Source organism: Actinacidiphila sp. bgisy160 (assembly GCF_057707815.1).
Window position 1 is genome coordinate 278,526 of record NZ_JBYIQW010000001.1, and the last position, 15,747, is coordinate 294,272.

The 15,747-nt window shown below is 73.9% G+C and carries 11 protein-coding genes and 2 tRNA genes; 10 read left to right on the top strand and 3 right to left on the bottom strand.

What is annotated here, in order from left to right; translation table 11 throughout:
* The first annotated feature begins 13 nt into the window (after positions 1-13).
* The 6 genes from gyrA (at position 14) to AC3EUJ_RS01350 (ending at position 7,025) form a co-directional block, all read left to right on the top strand.
* A complete protein-coding gene (gyrA, locus tag AC3EUJ_RS01325) occupies positions 14-2,599 on the top strand; it encodes a DNA gyrase subunit A (protein WP_431958975.1) in 2,586 nt (861 codons plus the stop codon).
* 60 nt (positions 2,600-2,659) lie between these two features.
* Positions 2,660-3,316 carry a DUF3566 domain-containing protein gene (locus AC3EUJ_RS01330; RefSeq protein ID WP_431959219.1) on the top strand — a complete coding sequence of 219 codons (657 nt, stop codon included), beginning with the start codon at positions 2,660-2,662 and terminating at the stop codon, positions 3,314-3,316.
* Positions 3,317-3,369: 53 nt separating this feature from the next.
* Positions 3,370-3,443, top strand: a tRNA-Ile gene (locus AC3EUJ_RS01335).
* A gap of 155 nt (positions 3,444-3,598) precedes the next feature.
* Positions 3,599-3,739 (top strand): DLW-39 family protein, encoded by a 141-nt coding sequence (locus tag AC3EUJ_RS01340; RefSeq protein ID WP_018559211.1) that lies wholly within the window; start codon positions 3,599-3,601, stop codon positions 3,737-3,739.
* Between the two features lie 164 nt (positions 3,740-3,903).
* The gene (locus AC3EUJ_RS01345; RefSeq protein ID WP_431958976.1) at positions 3,904-5,793 is read left to right on the top strand and encodes a vWA domain-containing protein; all 1,890 of its coding nucleotides are present in this window, start codon (positions 3,904-3,906) and stop codon (positions 5,791-5,793) included.
* Complete coding sequence (locus AC3EUJ_RS01350; protein ID WP_431958977.1) at positions 5,790-7,025, top strand: hypothetical protein; 1,236 nt, start codon at positions 5,790-5,792, stop codon at positions 7,023-7,025. The genes AC3EUJ_RS01345 and AC3EUJ_RS01350 overlap by 4 nt, the downstream gene beginning before the upstream one ends.
* Here AC3EUJ_RS01350 and AC3EUJ_RS01355 read toward each other — a convergent pair.
* Together AC3EUJ_RS01355 and AC3EUJ_RS01360 are read right to left on the bottom strand one after the other, a co-directional pair.
* Complete coding sequence (locus AC3EUJ_RS01355; RefSeq protein ID WP_431958978.1) at positions 7,014-8,267, bottom strand: serine/threonine-protein kinase; 1,254 nt, start codon at positions 8,265-8,267, stop codon at positions 7,014-7,016. The two genes, AC3EUJ_RS01350 and AC3EUJ_RS01355, sit on opposite strands and share 12 nt — an antisense overlap.
* The gene (locus tag AC3EUJ_RS01360; protein WP_431958979.1) at positions 8,260-8,826 is read right to left on the bottom strand and encodes a helix-turn-helix domain-containing protein; all 567 of its coding nucleotides are present in this window, start codon (positions 8,824-8,826) and stop codon (positions 8,260-8,262) included. The genes AC3EUJ_RS01355 and AC3EUJ_RS01360 overlap by 8 nt, the downstream gene beginning before the upstream one ends.
* 111 nt (positions 8,827-8,937) lie before the next feature.
* Here AC3EUJ_RS01360 and AC3EUJ_RS01365 point away from each other — a divergent pair.
* The 3 genes from AC3EUJ_RS01365 to AC3EUJ_RS01375 all read left to right on the top strand — a co-directional run bounded on the left by AC3EUJ_RS01365 (position 8,938) and on the right by AC3EUJ_RS01375 (position 14,119).
* Positions 8,938-9,010: transfer RNA gene (locus tag AC3EUJ_RS01365), tRNA-Ala, on the top strand.
* Positions 9,011-9,107: 97 nt separating this feature from the next.
* On the top strand, positions 9,108-12,470 hold the full coding sequence (locus tag AC3EUJ_RS01370) for an AfsR/SARP family transcriptional regulator (RefSeq protein WP_431958980.1): 3,363 nt from the start codon (positions 9,108-9,110) through the stop codon (positions 12,468-12,470).
* Between the two features lie 56 nt (positions 12,471-12,526).
* On the top strand, positions 12,527-14,119 hold the full coding sequence (locus tag AC3EUJ_RS01375; RefSeq protein WP_431958981.1) for an MFS transporter: 1,593 nt from the start codon (positions 12,527-12,529) through the stop codon (positions 14,117-14,119).
* Positions 14,120-14,213: 94 nt separating this feature from the next.
* Here AC3EUJ_RS01375 and AC3EUJ_RS01380 read toward each other — a convergent pair whose 3' ends face one another.
* Complete coding sequence (locus tag AC3EUJ_RS01380; protein ID WP_431958982.1) at positions 14,214-14,981, bottom strand: DUF5324 family protein; 768 nt, start codon at positions 14,979-14,981, stop codon at positions 14,214-14,216.
* Positions 14,982-15,199: 218 nt separating this feature from the next.
* Here AC3EUJ_RS01380 and AC3EUJ_RS01385 point away from each other — a divergent pair, with 218 nt between their 5' ends.
* Positions 15,200-15,727, top strand: coding sequence for a peptidylprolyl isomerase (locus tag AC3EUJ_RS01385; RefSeq protein ID WP_431958983.1), 528 nt, complete (start codon positions 15,200-15,202; stop codon positions 15,725-15,727).
* The last annotated feature ends 20 nt before the right edge of the window (positions 15,728-15,747 follow it).

The window sequence follows — 15,747 nt, forward strand, 5'->3', positions numbered from 1 at the left end:
ACTTTGACCAGCAATGGCCGACGAAAACACCCCTGTCACGCCCGGCACCCCGGAGGGCGCCGCCGCCGAGGCGGACACCACGACGCGGATCGAGGCCGTGGGCCTCGAGACGGAGATGCAGCGCAGCTACCTGGACTACGCGATGTCCGTCATCGTGTCCCGCGCGCTGCCCGACGTCCGGGACGGTCTCAAGCCCGTCCACCGCCGTGTGCTGTACGCGATGTACGACGGCGGCTACCGCCCGGAACGCGGCTTCTACAAGTGTGCCCGCGTCGTCGGTGACGTCATGGGTACGTACCATCCGCACGGCGACTCCTCGATCTACGACGCGCTGGTGCGCCTGGCCCAGCCGTGGTCGATGCGCATGCCGCTGGTCGACAGCAACGGCAACTTCGGTTCCCCGGGCAACGACCCGGCCGCCGCCATGCGGTACACCGAGTGCAAGATGGCGCCGCTGTCGATGGAGATGGTCCGGGACATCGACGAGGAGACCGTCGACTTCCAGGACAACTACGACGGCCGCAACCAGGAGCCGACGGTCCTGCCGTCGCGCTTCCCCAACCTGCTGATCAACGGCTCCGCCGGCATCGCGGTCGGCATGGCGACCAACATCCCGCCGCACAACCTGCGCGAGGTCGCCGAAGGCGCCCAGTGGTACCTGGCCAACCCCGAGGCGACCAACGAGGAGCTGCTGGACGCGCTCATCGAGCGCATCAAGGGCCCCGACTTCCCGACCGGCGCCCTGGTGGTGGGCCGCAAGGGCATCGAGGAGGCCTACCGGACCGGCCGCGGCTCCATCACGATGCGCGCGGTGGTCGAGGTCGAGGAGATCCAGGGCCGGCAGTGCCTGGTCGTCACCGAGCTGCCGTACCAGGTCAACCCGGACAACCTGGCCCAGAAGATCGCCGACCTGGTGAAGGACGGCCGGATCGGCGGCATCGCCGACGTCCGGGACGAGACCTCCTCCCGGACCGGCCAGCGCCTGGTGATCGTGCTCAAGCGCGACGCCGTGGCCAAGGTCGTGCTGAACAACCTCTACAAGCACACCGACCTGCAGACCAACTTCGGCGCCAACATGCTGGCGCTGGTCGACGGCGTGCCGCGCACGCTCTCCCTCGACCAGTTCATCAAGCAGTGGGTGACCCACCAGATCGAGGTCATCGTCCGCCGGACCCGTTTCCGGCTGCGCAAGGCCGAGGAGCGCGCGCACATCCTGCGCGGTCTGCTGAAGGCCCTGGACGCGATCGACGAGGTCATCGCCCTGATCCGGCGCAGCGCCACGGTCGATGTGGCACGTGAGGGCCTGATGGGCCTGCTGGAGATCGACGAGATCCAGGCCAACGCGATCCTGGAGATGCAACTCCGTCGCCTGGCCGCCCTGGAGCGGCAGAAGATCGTCCAGGAGCACGACGAGCTCCAGGCGAAGATCGACGAGTACAACCGGATCCTGGCCTCGCCCGAGCTGCAGCGCGGCATCATCAGCGCGGAACTCACGGCGATCGTCGAGAAGTTCGGCGACGACCGGCGCTCGGCGCTGGTGCCCTTCGACGGCGACATGTCCATCGAGGACCTGATCGCCGAGGAGGACATCGTCGTCACGATCACCCGTGGCGGCTACGTCAAGCGCACCAAGACGGACGACTACCGCTCGCAGAAGCGCGGCGGCAAGGGCGTGCGCGGCACGAAGCTGCGGGAAGACGACATCGTCGACCACTTCTTCGTCACCACCACCCACCACTGGCTGCTGTTCTTCACCAACAAGGGCCGGGTCTACCGCGCCAAGGCGTACGAGCTGCCGGACGCCGGCCGCGATGCCCGCGGGCAGCACGTGGCGAATCTGCTGGCCTTCCAGCCGGACGAGCAGATCGCCCAGGTGCTGGCCATCCGCGACTACGATGCGGCGCCCTACCTGGTGCTCGCCACCCGGTCGGGCCTGGTGAAGAAGACCCCGCTGAAGGACTACGACTCCCCCCGCTCGGGCGGTGTCATCGCGATCAACCTGCGGGAGACCGAGGACGGCAGCGAGGACCTGCTGATCGGCGCCGAGCTGGTCGGTCCGGCCGACGACCTGCTGCTGGTCAGCCGCAAGGCGCAGTCCATCCGGTTCACCGCGACGGACGAGTCGCTGCGCCCGATGGGCCGTGCGACCTCGGGCGTGAAGGGCATGAGCTTCCGCGAAGGGGACGAACTGCTCTCGATGAATGTCGTGCGACCGGGTACGTTCGTCTTCACCGCCACCGATGGCGGGTACGCCAAGCGCACCAGTGTGGACGAGTACCGGGTTCAGGGGCGCGGCGGACTCGGCATCAAGGCGGCCAAGATCGTCGAGGACCGGGGCTCCCTGGTCGGGGCGCTGGTGGTGGAGGAGACCGACGAGATCCTCGCCATCACCCTCGGCGGCGGTGTGATTCGCACCCGTGTCAACGAGATCAGGGAAACCGGGCGTGACACCATGGGCGTCCAACTGATCAACCTCGGTAAAAAGGATGCAGTCGTGGGCGTCGCCCGCAATGCCGAGGCGGGGGCGGAGGCCGAAGAGGTCGTCGCCACCGAAGAGGCCGAGGGCGAGCAGCCCGTGGCCGCCGAGTCGGAGGAGTAAACAGCCGTGAGTGGAGCCAAGGGCGCCGCGGGTGGGACGGGCGCGGACGGGGGGCAGCCGATGCCGGCCGCCCTTCCGGACGCGATCGGCGGTGCCCCTGGCCCACGTACGGACAACGGCCCGCACCAGGGGGGAATCACCGTGACTGACACCCGTCCATCGCAGCACCAGCACGCCGTGCAGCAGCAGACGTATGGCGGCGGCGTGCCCGGCGGCCCGGTCGCCGAGCAGCCGCAGCAGGCGCCCCAGGGCCCGCACCAGCCGCCCCAGGCGTACGCGCCCCCGGCCGGTCCGCCCGCCGCCGCGGGCGTCCGCCAGCCGCGTCCGGCGGCCCGTACCGTGCCGCGCACGCGCAAGGCGCGGCTGCGGGTGGCGAAGGCCGACCCGTGGTCGGTGATGAAGGTCAGCTTCCTGCTCTCCATCGCGCTGGGCATCTGCACGGTCATCGCGGTCGCGGTGCTGTGGATGGTGATGGACGCCATCGGCGTCTTCACCACGGTCGGCGGCACCCTAAGCGAGGCCACCTCGTCCGGCTCGGACGGCGGCTTCGACCTGGTGTCGTTCCTGTCGCTGTCGCGCGTGCTGACCTTCACGGCGGTCATCGCGGTCATCGACGTCGTGCTGGCCACGGCGCTGGCGACGCTCGGCGCCTTCATCTACAACATGTCGGCCGGCATGGTGGGCGGAATCGAGCTGACGCTGGCGGAGGACGAGTAACCGATTTTGGGCCACGGCCCCGTGTGCGCTAATCTTTCAACGCAACGCAGCGCGGGGCTATAGCTCAGACGGTTAGAGCGCTTCCCTGATAAGGAAGAGGCCACAGGTTCAAGTCCTGTTAGCCCCACCGCGTGAACGGCCCGTACGGATGATCCGTACGGGCCGTTTCCTTGAGCGCGCCGGCGGAGTTGGTTCCGGTGGCAGGTCACCGTTCGATATCGACCGGTGTGTATAGTCGGGCCCGTCGGAAGACCCCCAACGCAAGAAGGACGAGGTCGCGCGGTGAAGAAGTTTCTCCTGGTCGCACTGGCCGCCATCGGCGGTCTCCTCGTGTACCGCCAGATCCAGGCGGACCGCGCCGAGCAGGACCTGTGGACGGAGGCCACGGACTCTGTTCCGGCGGGTTCCGGCGCGAGCGTCTGAGACGGCTCAGCCCGGACAAAGGATTCCCGGAGCCCCGATCACGATGTGGTCGGGGCTCCGTCATGTCCGCGTCGTTGTTGCCCGACCGTGACGTGTTCCGCTTGTATTTGCTGTCGCAAATCAATAGCTTCGCTGAGGCCGACGATGTGCGAGGGGGACAGCACATGCGACGAGGAAAGGCGTTGCCACGCGGGCCGGTGGGGCCGCTGTGGGCCGCCGCGTGCGGGCTCGCCGTGCTGGGCGCCCTGCTGGGCCCGGTCGAGGCGGCACGGGCCCGGGCCGTCGGCGACGGCGACGGGCTGGTCATGGTGCTGGACTCCTCCGGCTCCATGGCGGGCGCCCGCATGACGGCGGCCAGGAAGGCGGTCGGCGCCGTTGTGGACGCGCTGCCGGACGGTTACCCGACGGGGCTGCGGGTCTACGGCGCGGGCCAGCAGCACGGCTGCGACGACACCAGGCTGCTGGAGCCCGTGCGGCCGCTGGACCGCGACGCCGTGAAGCGGGCCGTGGCCGGCGTGCGGCCCAAGGGGGACACCCCTATCGGGCTGTCGCTGGAGAAGGCGGCCGCCGACCTGCCGGGGGGCGGGCGGCGGACGATCGTGCTGGTCTCCGACGGCGAGGACACCTGCGGGGCGCCGAAGCCCTGCGAGGTGGCGGCACGGCTGGCCGGACAGGGCGTGGACCTGCGGATCGACACCATCGGCTTCCAGGTGCGCGGCGGCGCCCGCGAGCAGCTGGAGTGCATCGCCGAAGCGGGTCACGGCAGCTACCGGGACGCCCCCGACGCCGCCTCGCTCGTGCGCCAGTTGACCCGGGCCTCCCGGCTGAGCGCGGACGCGTACCGCCTCCAGGGCCGGCGGGTGACCGGCGGGACGAGCGCCGCCGGTGCTCCCGGCCTGTCCCCCGGCCAGTACGTCGACGACATCGTGCCCGGTGAGACCCGCTGGTACGCGATGACGCTGGACTCGGCCGCCACGGCCGACCTGGCGGTGACCGCGGTGCCGCGGCCCGGGGTGAAGGTCGCGTACGGGGACGGCGTCGAACTCCGGCTGGCCGGCACCGGCACATACCCTTTCACCTGCGGCTCGGACTCCGCGCACTTCGGGCAGGACGAGGGCGCGATGGTGATCGGCGGCGCCGTGAGCCGGATCCCCGGCGACGACGGGGACGGTGTCTGCGACAAGGCGGGGCGCTACGTGCTCTCCGTGCACCGCACCAGCGCCGCCGGCTCCGACCGGGCCCGCTGGCCTCTGGAGTTGCGGTACGGCACCGAGCGGCCCTTCGCGGCGGGCGCCACCCCGGCGCCGGCCGCGACCCGTTACGGGGACCCGCCGGCGGCCCTGACGGGCGCGCCGCGGGACGTCGAGGGCGGCACGGGGTTCAACGACGCGCGCAGGCTCGGCACGGGCATCTGGCGGGACACGCTGCTGCCCGGCCAGACACGCTTCTACAAGGTGCGGGTCGGCTGGGGACAGCGACTGACGTACACCGCCGACTTCGCCAACGAGCCGCTCCTGGAGGGGGGGTCCACGGCCTCGTCCTTCGTGGCGACGGCCGCTTACGGGCCGGGACGGCAGCCGCTGGACGACGTCTCCGGGGCATTGCAGCGCCGCGGCTATTACGGGCGGCCGCTGTCCGTGGGGCTCGGCACGGTGCCGGTGACGTGGACCAACCGCTGGGTCGCCGGCGGCAGTGCCCGGGGCGCCCGCACGGCGGGCGAGCACTACGTCGCCGTGTCGCTCGGGCCGGGTGCGGCGGGGCTGGCGCGGAACGCGGCGGTGGGGGTCGTCCTGCGCGTGAACGTGACCGGTACGGAACTGGCCGGCCCGCAGTACGACGCGCCCGCGCGCGGGGGCGGTCCGGCCGTCGGCCGGGACGACGGGGAACGGACGCCGGCCGGGGAGGCGGACACCGCCGCGGCCGGCGCCCCCGGGGACGGGGGTGGCTTCATGACGGCGGCCGACGTGGTCGCCGCGGCCGCGGGCGGCGCGGTGGCGCTCGCCGGGGTCGGGACGGTGGCCCTGCTGGGCCGCAGGCGGAGGGACGGGGCATGATCCGCAGGGCACTGACATCGGTGGCGGCGGCGCTCGCGCTGCTGGCGGGAGCGACGGGTGCGGCGTCCGCCGACCCGGCCGTCCCCTCCTGGCAGCCGCAGGGCGTGGAGGTACGGGGCCGGGCGAGTACCGCGGACGCCCCGCGACTCAAGCCCGGCGTCCTGTACCGGGACACCCTGGCGGCGGATGAGGGCGGCCGGAACTACGCCCTCGACCTGGACGCGGTGCACTCGGCCTACCTCGCGGTCTTCGCACTGCCCCGCCCGGGCACCGAGGTGGCGTACGGGGACGGCATCGAGCTGACGCTGACGAGCACCGACGGCACCCGCTGCGACAGCGACTACCGGACCTTCTCCGACGACGGGGCGGCGCGACCGATCGGCACCTGGGTCAAGCGCACGATCGGCGAGGACGGCCCGTGTCAGGAGGCGCACGCGTACGTCCTGGAGGTGACCCGTAAATCGCAGGGCACTTCGGACGCCGCGCCCTGGCCGCTGCAGATCCGCTTCACCAACGAGCCGGGGCTCACCGACGGCGCCACGCCCGGGCCCGCCCTCAATCCGGGCACGCAGACACCGGTGCCCGCGAGCGGCACAGCCCACGGGACCACCGGCGGCGCGGACTTCGCCCATGCCGGGGTCCTCGGCACCGGGGTCTGGAAGGACGCGGTGCTGCCCGGCCAGACGCGCTTCTACCGGGTGCCGGTCGGCTGGGGGCAACAGGCCTGGGTCGCGGCCGACTTCGCCAACGCGGACGTGACGAAGCCGGGCGGCTTCAGCGGCTCCGGCGTACGCGTGGAGGTCTACAACCCGCGCTGGGCCTTCATCGGCACGGACACGGCCTCCTACTCGGGCGAGCAGACCTCCGTCACCGCCACGACCGGGAAGGTCGCCTACGCCAACCGCTACGAGAGCGGCGACGCCGTCTCTGCGGCCCGTTTCGACGGCTTCTACTACGTGGCGGTGTCGGTGCACCCGCAGGTCGCGGGCTTCGTCGACGGAGCCGTCCCCGTCACGCTGCGCGTCAACGTCGAGGGGGCGGCGCAGCCGGGGCCGTCGTACGCCGGTGACCCCGGCGAGGACCTGGACCTCCCCGGAGAGCCCGGCTCCGGGAACCCGCTGCTGCGCGCCCTCGGCTTCGCGGCCCTGGGCGCCGGCACGGTGCTGCTGCTGTCGCTGGCGGTCTGGACGGTGACCGCGCGGCGCGGGCCGGCCGCGGCCTCAGGACGCTGACAGGGCCCAGAAGCCGAAGGCGAGGCAGAGGGCCGCGACGAGCAGCATCGGCACGACGACCTTGGCAGGAGGGCCGGGCCGGCGCGCGGGTGCCGGTGCGGCGACAGGGGCAGCGGCAGGGGCGGCGGGCGTCGCCGGGGCGACGGCCGGGGGCGCCGGCGGCGGCGGGGCGAGGGCTGCGGCAGGGGCGGCCACCGGGGCGCCGGCACCCGCCACGGTCGCCGTGTACGGACGGGTGGGCCCCGGGGTGACCGGCGCCTGCGTCGGCGGTGTGGGCGGTGCCGGGGCGGTGGCGGCCGCCGGCGGGGCGGGCGCGGGCGGCGGTAGGCGGAAGCTCCCGGTCTCCTCCGCCGACGGCGCCGGGTCCGCCGGACCGTCGGGGGAGAAGCCCGCGGGCAGCGGCCCGATCTGGTCGAAGACCTCGACGGCCTCCTCGTCCGGCTCCGGGTCCGGCAGCAGTTCCACCGCCGCTGCCAGGGCCTTGCGGGCGCCCGCGGCGGTGCGGAAGCGGGCCTCCGGGTCCGGCTGCAGCAGGGTGCCGACCACCTCCCACAGCGGGCCGGGGACGCCCTGTGGGGCCCGCGGCATGCCGTGGGCGTACTGGGTGACGACCGCCTCCGCGTCGGGCTTGCTGCCGCTGAGCAGGTAGAGGGCGACCAGCCCCGTGGCGTACAGGTCGGCGGGGAAGTCCGGCTCGGCGCCGAGCAGCTGCTCCGGGGCGAAGTAACCCGGGGTGCCCACCACGTAGTTGGCCGCGGTCAGCCGGGGCTCCCCCTTGCGCATGGCGATCCCGAAGTCCGACAGCCGCAGGTGCGGGCGCCCGGTGCCGGTCGCCTCCATCAGGAGGTTCGCGGGCTTGATGTCCCGGTGCACCACGCCCTCGGCGTGCACGGCGCTCAGACCGGAGAGCAACTGGTCGAGCAGACCGCTGACATAGCGGGCCGGCAACGGGCCGTAGTCGCCGATGAGGTGCGACAGCGAGCCACCGCGCACCAGGTCCATGGTGAACAGCACCTTGTCGTCGTCGGCCGCCCAGCTCGTGGGGGCGAGGACGTGCGGGTGGTCGATGCGCAGCGCCTGCTCCCGGACGAAGCGCAGCAGGGCGTGGGCGTCGCTCTGCAGCAACACCTTGGCCGCCACGTAGCGTCCGCGCCGCCGGTCCCAGGCACGCCACACCGCGCCCACCCCGCCGCGCCCGATCGGATCGACCAGTTCGTACCGGCCGGCGAAGAGCTCACCCATGGCGTGCGTCCGCCCCCTGCTTCCGCGCCTCGTAGTCCCGGACGGCCGCGTCGGCCGGCCCGGCGCCGTACACCCGGAGGAACTCTGCCAGTTGGGGGTGGCGCTGGGCGAGGAAGCCGGCCGCCTCGGCGATCTCGGCGGGCGAGGCCACCCCGTGCAGCAGCGAGCGGATCTCGTGGACGACCCTGCGCGCGGGCGGCAGCGGCGCTCCGGTCGCGCTCTGGGTGGTGCCGAGCAGGGGCGAGCCCTCGGAACCGCGGATCTCCTCCATCCGCGGTACGGCGTCGGCCGCGGTCACCGCTCCGCCGGACACCTCCGCGGCGAGCTCCTGCAGCGCCTGGAGCCGCTGTACGACCGCCGGATTGCCGATCTTCGCGCGCTGTCCGCTCATCAGCTGGGACAGCATCGGCGCCGACAGCCCCAGCACCCCCGCCAGCCGCGCCTGGTTCAGCCCCAGGTTCTCCATGAGCCGGCGGAACAGTACGCCGAGCGGCTCGCCGTACCAGGTGCGCTGCATGTCCTGGACGCGGGTGGTGGCGTCCGGCTGGGAGGTGTCCATTGCGGGCTCCTGACGGGGGACCTTTGCGGCCGCGAACTTGCCCGTCATCCTACGGACCCCCGATACTCGGTCGGTGATCCTCTCCGCAGCCGGTACGCTGGTCTGCGGCACGGGGCCTTAGCTCAGTTGGTAGAGCGCCGTCTTTGCATGGCGGATGTCAGGGGTTCGACTCCCCTAGGCTCCACACCGTCCGACCGGGCCGGGAACCTCAGTGAGGTCCCGGCCTGTCGTGTCCCCGGGGGCTGGTGCCGGTCGTGGACCCGTGCGGCAGAATCGGCGGCGTGCGTTTCGGCATTCTGGGGGAGACGAGAGCGCTGCGGGACGACGGGGGCACCGCCGCCGTCGGAGGCCCGGGACGGCGGGCGCTGCTGGCGATGCTGTCGCTGGAGGCGGGCCGGATCGTCAGCACCGAGCGGCTGATCGACGGGCTGTACGGGGACGAGCCGCCCGCCGGGGTCGGCAACGCGCTGCAGTCCCAGGTCTCGCGGCTGCGTGCGGCCTTGGGTGTGCCGATCGAGCGCCATCCGGGCGGCTACCGCCTCGTCGTCGCCCGGGACGAGGTGGATGTGCACCGCTTCGAGCGGCTCGCGGCCGAGGGACGGGAGGCGCTGGCGGCCGGTGAGCCCGGGCGGGCCGCCGGGCTGCTGCGCGGCGCGCTCCGCCTGTGGCGGGGCTCCGCCCTGGCGGACGTGGGCGACGCGCCCTTCGCGCCGGCGCAGGTGGCGCGGCTGGAGGAACTGCGGATCGCGGCGGTCGAGGACCGCATCGCGGCCGAGTTGGCGCTGGACGCCCGGCACCACCAGGAACTCGTGGCCGAACTGCGGGAGCTGGTGGCCCGGTACCCGCTGCGGGAACGACTGCGGGCCCAGCTGATGCGGGCGCTGTACAGCTGCGGCCGCCAGGCCGAGGCGCTACGGGTGTACGAGGACGCACGGCGTGAGCTCGCCGAGTCCCTCGGTGCGGACCCCGGTCCTGAACTGGCGGAGGCGCATCTGGAGGTGCTGCGCGGCGCGCCGTCGCCCTCCCGTGCCGCGCCGCCGGCGGCCCCCGGGGGCACCGCGGGGGCCGCCGGCGCGCCGGATGGCCGGGCTTCGGGTGTTTCACGTGAAACATCGTCCGTGGAAGGCCCGGGCGGGCGGCCCGTCCTCCGGCACGGGCTGCCCGCCCAGCTGACCAGCTTCATCGGCCGGGAGGAGGAGCTGGCCCGGATCGGTGCGCGGCTCCGTGACGCCCGGCTGGTCACGCTGACCGGCCCGGGCGGCGCGGGCAAGACCCGTATCGCGGTGGAGGCGGCCGGCCGGCACACGGGCGAGGTCTGCTTCGTTGACCTCTCCGGGCTCACCCATGGCTCCGAGGTGCCGCAGGCGATCGCCGGGGCGCTGGGCCTGCGGGAGGCGGGCCTGCTTCCCGGGACCGCCGGGCGGGAGACCGGAGGCCCGGACGGCTCGCTGCCGGCCCGCCTCACGGCCGCGCTGACCGACCGGCACCTCATGCTCGTGCTGGACAACTGCGAGCACCTGGTCGACGACGTCGCCCGCATCGGCGCGGAGCTGCTGGCCGCCTGCCCGCTCCTGCGGGTCCTGGCGACCAGCCGGGAGGCGCTCGGCGTCAACGGCGAGACGCTCTGCCCGCTGGAGCCGCTGCCCCTGCCGGCCCCCGGCGCTCCGGAGGAGGACGTGCTCGGCTCCCCTGCCGTCCGGCTGTTCCTGGAGCGGGCCGCCGCCGTGAGCCCGTCCGGCCGGGTGCCCGACGCCGAGGCCGCCGCCCGGATCTGCCGGGCCCTGGACGGCGTCCCGCTCGCCATCGAGCTGGCCGCCGCCCGGCTGCGGTCGCTGTCCGCCGCCGACATCGCCGACCGGCTCGGGGACGTGCTCGCCGGGCCGGGCGACCGCTTCCGGCTGCTCTCCCGGGGCAGCCGCACCGCCCAGCCCCGCCAGCGGACCCTGCGCGGGGTCGTGGACTGGAGCTGGGAGCTGCTGCCCGAGGACGAACGCACCGTGCTGCGCCGGGCCTCCGTCTTCGCCGGGGGCTGGACGCTGCCGGCCGCCGAGGCGATCTGCGCGGGACCCCCGGCCGGTGCTGCGGACGGTGCCGCCATCGATGCGGAGGACGTGCTGGACCTGCTCGCCTCCCTCGCCGACAAGTCGCTGGTGATGGTGGACCGTCCGGAAGGCGAGGGCGGCGGTGACGGCGGCGTCCGCTACCGGCTGCTCCAGACCATCAGGGCGTACGCCGCCGAACGCCTCGCGGAGACGGGCGAGTCGGAGGCGCTGCGGGGGGCGCACGCCGTGTACTTCCTCGACCTGGCGCTGACCGCCGACCCATGGCTGCGCCGGGCCGAGCAGCTGGAGTGGCTGCGCCGGCTCGCCGCCGACCACGACAACCTGCACGCCGCGCTGCGCGGTTCGGTGGCCGCGGGCGACACCGCCCTGGCGCTGCGGCTGCTCGCCGCCCTGTGCACGTACTGGATGCTGCGCGGCATGCGCTACGAGGGCGCCCGGGCGGCCCGTCAGTTGCTGGCGGCGACCGGGCCCGCGGCGCCGCCGGGGCTGGCGGAGGAGTACGCGCTGTGTGTGATCACCGCCGCCTCCGTCAGCGCCGACCAGGCCGAGCTCGCCGTCCACCTGGCCGCCGCCACGGACGTCGTCGCCGGGCTCGGCGGGATGGCTCGCCGTTACCCCGTGCTCAATCTGCTCTGGGCGCCCTTCGCCGGGGTGCCGGACGACGAGACGTACGCCCGGTACGCGGACGGCGCGGCGAGCCTCGTCGAGCCCTGGCAGCGGGCCCTGGTCCACATCGGTTCCGGGTTCCGCGCGTGGATGGTCGGTGGTGACATCGCCGCCGCCGAGACGGAGTTCGAACGGGCTCTCGCCGGGTTCCGCGCCCTGGGCGACCGCTGGGGGACCACGATGGCCCTCACCCAGCTGGCCTGGCTGTCCGCCGCCCGGGGCGACGTGGTGCGGGCCGTGGGGCTGATCGACGAGGCCCTCGGCCACGCCGCCGGGCTGGGCGCCACCGAGAGTGTCGCCGAACTGCTCGCGGAGCGCGGCAGGTGCGGCCTGCGGGCCGGACGGTACGAGGAGGCCCGCGCCGACTTCACGCGCGCCCTGGAGCTGGCCCGCGGTTGCGGCGCCCGGGAGATGTTCGCCGGGGCCCACCTGGGCCTCGGCGAGTGCGCCCGGCTGACCGGCGACCTCGCCGAGGCACGCCGGCTGTCGGGGCTGGCCCTGTCCGAGTGCCTGGACGGCTGGTACACCGGCGAGAGCGCCCGCGCCGAGGCGCACATCGCCCTCGGCAGGATCGCCCAGGAGGAGGGCGACACCGCCCGCGCCCGCGGTCACTTCCGCGAGGCGGCGGGGGTGGAGCACGGGGCCCGCGACTTGCCGCTGGCGGCCGGCCTCGCCGACGCCTTCGCCGGGCTCGCGCTCGCCGAGGGGGACCCGGCGCGGGCCGCCGAACTGCTGGGCGTGGGCAGCGCGCTGCGCGGCCCGGAGGTGCCGGCCGGTCCCGACGCGGCCCGCACCGAGGACGCCGTACGCGCCGCCCTCGGCGACCCGGCCCACGACGAGGCGTACGCGCGCGGTGCGGGGCTCCCCACCGACCGGGCGCTGCGGGCGCTGACCGTGCTGACCGGGCACCCGTAGCCGCCGGTCAGCACGCGGTGCGCGGCCGGTCAGCGCCCGCGCGCACTGTGCCGGACATGACGAATCCCGCAAGCACTCACGACACCGCTGCCGCGGCCCCGGCCCGCCACCGGTGGGCCGCACTCGCCGTCTGCTGCCTGGCCGCCATGCTCCTCGGCATCGACAACAGCGTGCTCAACTACGCCATCCCCTCGCTGCTGAAGGACATGGGCCCGTCCGGCACCGAGATCCTGTGGATCTCCGACATCTACGGCTTCGCCATGGGCGGCCTGCTGGTCGTCATGGGCAACCTCGGCGACCGGCTCGGGCGCAAGCGGATGATGCTGCTGGGCGCCGCCGCCTTCGGTGTGGCGTCCATGCTCACCGCCTACGCACCGAACCCCGAGGCGCTGATCGCCGGGCGCGCGCTGCTCGGCGTCGCCGGGGCGGCGATGGTCCCCTCGACGCTCTCCGTGGTGCGCCACGCCTTCACCGACCCCAAGGAGCGCACCACGGCGATCGGGATCAGCAGCGGCATCGGCGCCGCGAGCTTCGCGCTCGGCCCCGTGGTCGGCGGACTGCTGCTGGACCACTTCTGGTGGGGCTCGGTCTTCCTGATCAACGTCCCGCTCATGGCTGTCGTCCTGGTGGCCGGTGCCCTGCTGCTGCCGGAGTCCCGCAACCCGCGGCCGGGGCGGCTGGACTGGGCCGGCGTGCCGCTGTCGATCGTCGGTGTGCTGGGCGCCATCTACGCGATCAAGGCCGGCTTCCGGGACGGCGCGGACCACGCGCCGGTGTGGATCGCCGCGGCGGTCGGCACGGCGTCGCTGGTGCTGTTCGCCCGCCGTCAGGTGCGGGTCGAGGAGCCCCTGATCGACCTGCGGCTGTTCCGCAACCCCGCCTTCAGCGGCGCGGTCGGCGCCAACCTGGTCATGATCTTCGCCTCGTCCACGCTGTCGCTCGCCTTCTCCCTGTACTTCCAGGTCGTCCGCGACTGGTCGCCCTTTACCGCGGGCCTGGCGCTGCTCCCCGGCCCGCTGGCCGCGGCCTTCGCCGCTCCGCTGGCCACCGCGCTGATCCCGCGACTGGGCCGGGCACGGGTGGTGGCCCTCGGGCTGCTGCTGCTGGCCGCGAGCACCGCGCTGCTCGGCCGGCTCGCCGCGCCGGGGACGCCGTACTGGGAGCTGCTGGCGCCGCTGGTCGTCAACGGCGCGGGCATCATCCTGATCGTCTCCGTCACCAACGACACGATCCTGGCGAGCGCCCCCAAGCAGCGGACCGGCGCGGCCGCCGCCGTCTCGGAGACCGCCATGGAGATGGGCGGTTCGCTGGGCATCGCGATCCTCGGCTCGCTGCTCGGCGCGGTCTACCGCGACGCGCTCGTCCTGCCCGCGGGGCTGCCGGGGGGCGCCGCGGAGGCCGCCCGCGAGTCGGTGGGCGGAGCCGCCGAGGCGGCCGTCCGGGTGCCGGGGGCGGACGGGGCGGCGCTGCTGGCGGCCGCGAAGGACGCCTTCAGCCACAGCGTCCAGGTCACCGCCGTGGTGGGGGCGGCGCTGCTCGCCGTCGGCGCCGTCGTGGCGCTGTGCACCCTGCGCGGGGTGCCCGCGGAGATCCCCGACCCTGAGGCCGAGGACGAGGTCCTGCCGCTGCCCGCGCCGTCCGGACGGTGACGGATGCGCACGAGCGGAGGGCGGCGAACCCGTCACGGGTTCGTCGCCCTCCGCTCGTGTCGTGTCACACCGCCCCCGGTGTCGGGCCGTCACGTCACGGGTGGGTGTCCCCGCGGTCGCGGCGGTCGTCGGCTTCCGCCTCCGCCTGCTTGGCCTGCACCTCGGGGTCGAGGGCGTCCACCGGCGAGCCGTCGACCTTGCCGAACGACGCGTCGGCCCCGACGCCGCCGTTGAGGGAGGCGCGGTCTGCGACCTCGGTGGCGGGCGCCGGCTCGACCAGCCAGTCGGGGTTGGTCTGCTTGCTCCACCACTTCCACGCCGCGAAGCCCGCGCCGGCGATGAGGCCCGCCAGCAGCAGGCCCTTGGCGAACCGTCCGTTGCGGGCCCGGCGCTCGCGACGGCGCTCCAGCTTGCGGATGTCGTCCGCCGTGACGTGGCTGCGCAGCACGGCGACCGCGGCGGCGCTGCGGGCGGCCGCCTCCTCCGCGGCCGGGGCCGCGACACTGCGCACGGTGGTCATGGCCTGGCCCACCCGCGGGCCCGTGAACTCCGCCGCCTGACGGGCGGTCTCACGGGTGCGCCGGGCGGCGGTGCCCACCTTCTGCTGGACGCCCGGCGGTACCGCTGACAGGGCCTGGTCGACGCGCGCCGCCAGATGCGCGTCGTACCGCGTGCGGGCCGCGGCGCGGGCCTGCCGCCCGGCCGCCGAAACCCGCGGTGCCAGGTACAGCCTGGCCTCGTCCGCGTAGTGCACGGCGTTGAGCTTCGCTGTGCCGGCGTACGGCGCCACCGCGTCCGCGGCGTGCCGCACGCTGTCCCTTGTCCTCTCGGCTGCGTCGCGCACGCTGTCGATGCGGGTCACGAGAACCTCCTCCTCGGTGGCGTTCGGTTTTCGCCTTTCCACCCGGTTTGAAATCATGCCCGCCACCGCGCGGTCCGGCATGTGCGCGCGGGCATCCGGGTCAAGGGGGGCATCCACCGACGATGCCACCGGATGACCTGCGGCGCGACAGTTGCGTGGGGGAAGCCCTGGCGTGCGAGGATTTGTCCCTGTCAGTGAGGACTAGGGAAGGTAAGACCGTGGCCGAGCAGCTGTACGCCACCCTGAAGACCAGCCACGGGGACATCACCGTCCGGCTGCTGCAGAACCACGCGCCGAAGACGGTCAAGAATTTCGTGGAGCTCGCCGAGGGCACCCGTGAGTGGACGGACCCCGACACCGGCCGGACCTCGCACGACCGCCTCTACGACGGCACGGTCTTCCACCGGGTCATCTCCGGCTTCATGATCCAGGGCGGCGACCCGCTGGGCAACGGCACCGGCGGCCCCGGCTACCAGTTCGCCGACGAGTTCCACCCGGACCTGGCCTTCACCAAGCCCTACCTCCTGGCCATGGCGAACGCCGGCCCGGGCACCAACGGGTCCCAGTTCTTCATCACGGTCGCGCCGACCGCGTGGCTCACCCGCAAGCACACCATCTTCGGCGAGGTCACCGACCCCGCCAGCCAGAAGGTCGTGGACTCCATCGCGACCACTCCCACCAACCCGCGCACCGAGCGGCCGGTGGAGGACGTCGTGATCCAGAGCGTCGTGATCGAGCGTCGCTAGGGTCCCGGGAACCAGAACGC

Excerpts from the sequence above, each read along its gene's own strand:
- gyrA (WP_431958975.1), top strand. The coding sequence starts at position 14 with ATGGCCGACGAAAACACCCCTGTCACGCCCGGCACCCCGGAGGGCGCC.
- AC3EUJ_RS01330 (WP_431959219.1), top strand. The coding sequence starts at position 2,660 with ATGCCGGCCGCCCTTCCGGACGCGATCGGCGGTGCCCCTGGCCCACGT.
- AC3EUJ_RS01345 (WP_431958976.1), top strand. The coding sequence starts at position 3,904 with ATGCGACGAGGAAAGGCGTTGCCACGCGGGCCGGTGGGGCCGCTGTGG.
- AC3EUJ_RS01350 (WP_431958977.1), top strand. The coding sequence starts at position 5,790 with ATGATCCGCAGGGCACTGACATCGGTGGCGGCGGCGCTCGCGCTGCTG.
- AC3EUJ_RS01355 (WP_431958978.1), bottom strand. The coding sequence starts at position 8,267 with ATGGGTGAGCTCTTCGCCGGCCGGTACGAACTGGTCGATCCGATCGGG.
- AC3EUJ_RS01360 (WP_431958979.1), bottom strand. The coding sequence starts at position 8,826 with ATGGACACCTCCCAGCCGGACGCCACCACCCGCGTCCAGGACATGCAG.
- AC3EUJ_RS01375 (WP_431958981.1), top strand. The coding sequence starts at position 12,527 with ATGACGAATCCCGCAAGCACTCACGACACCGCTGCCGCGGCCCCGGCC.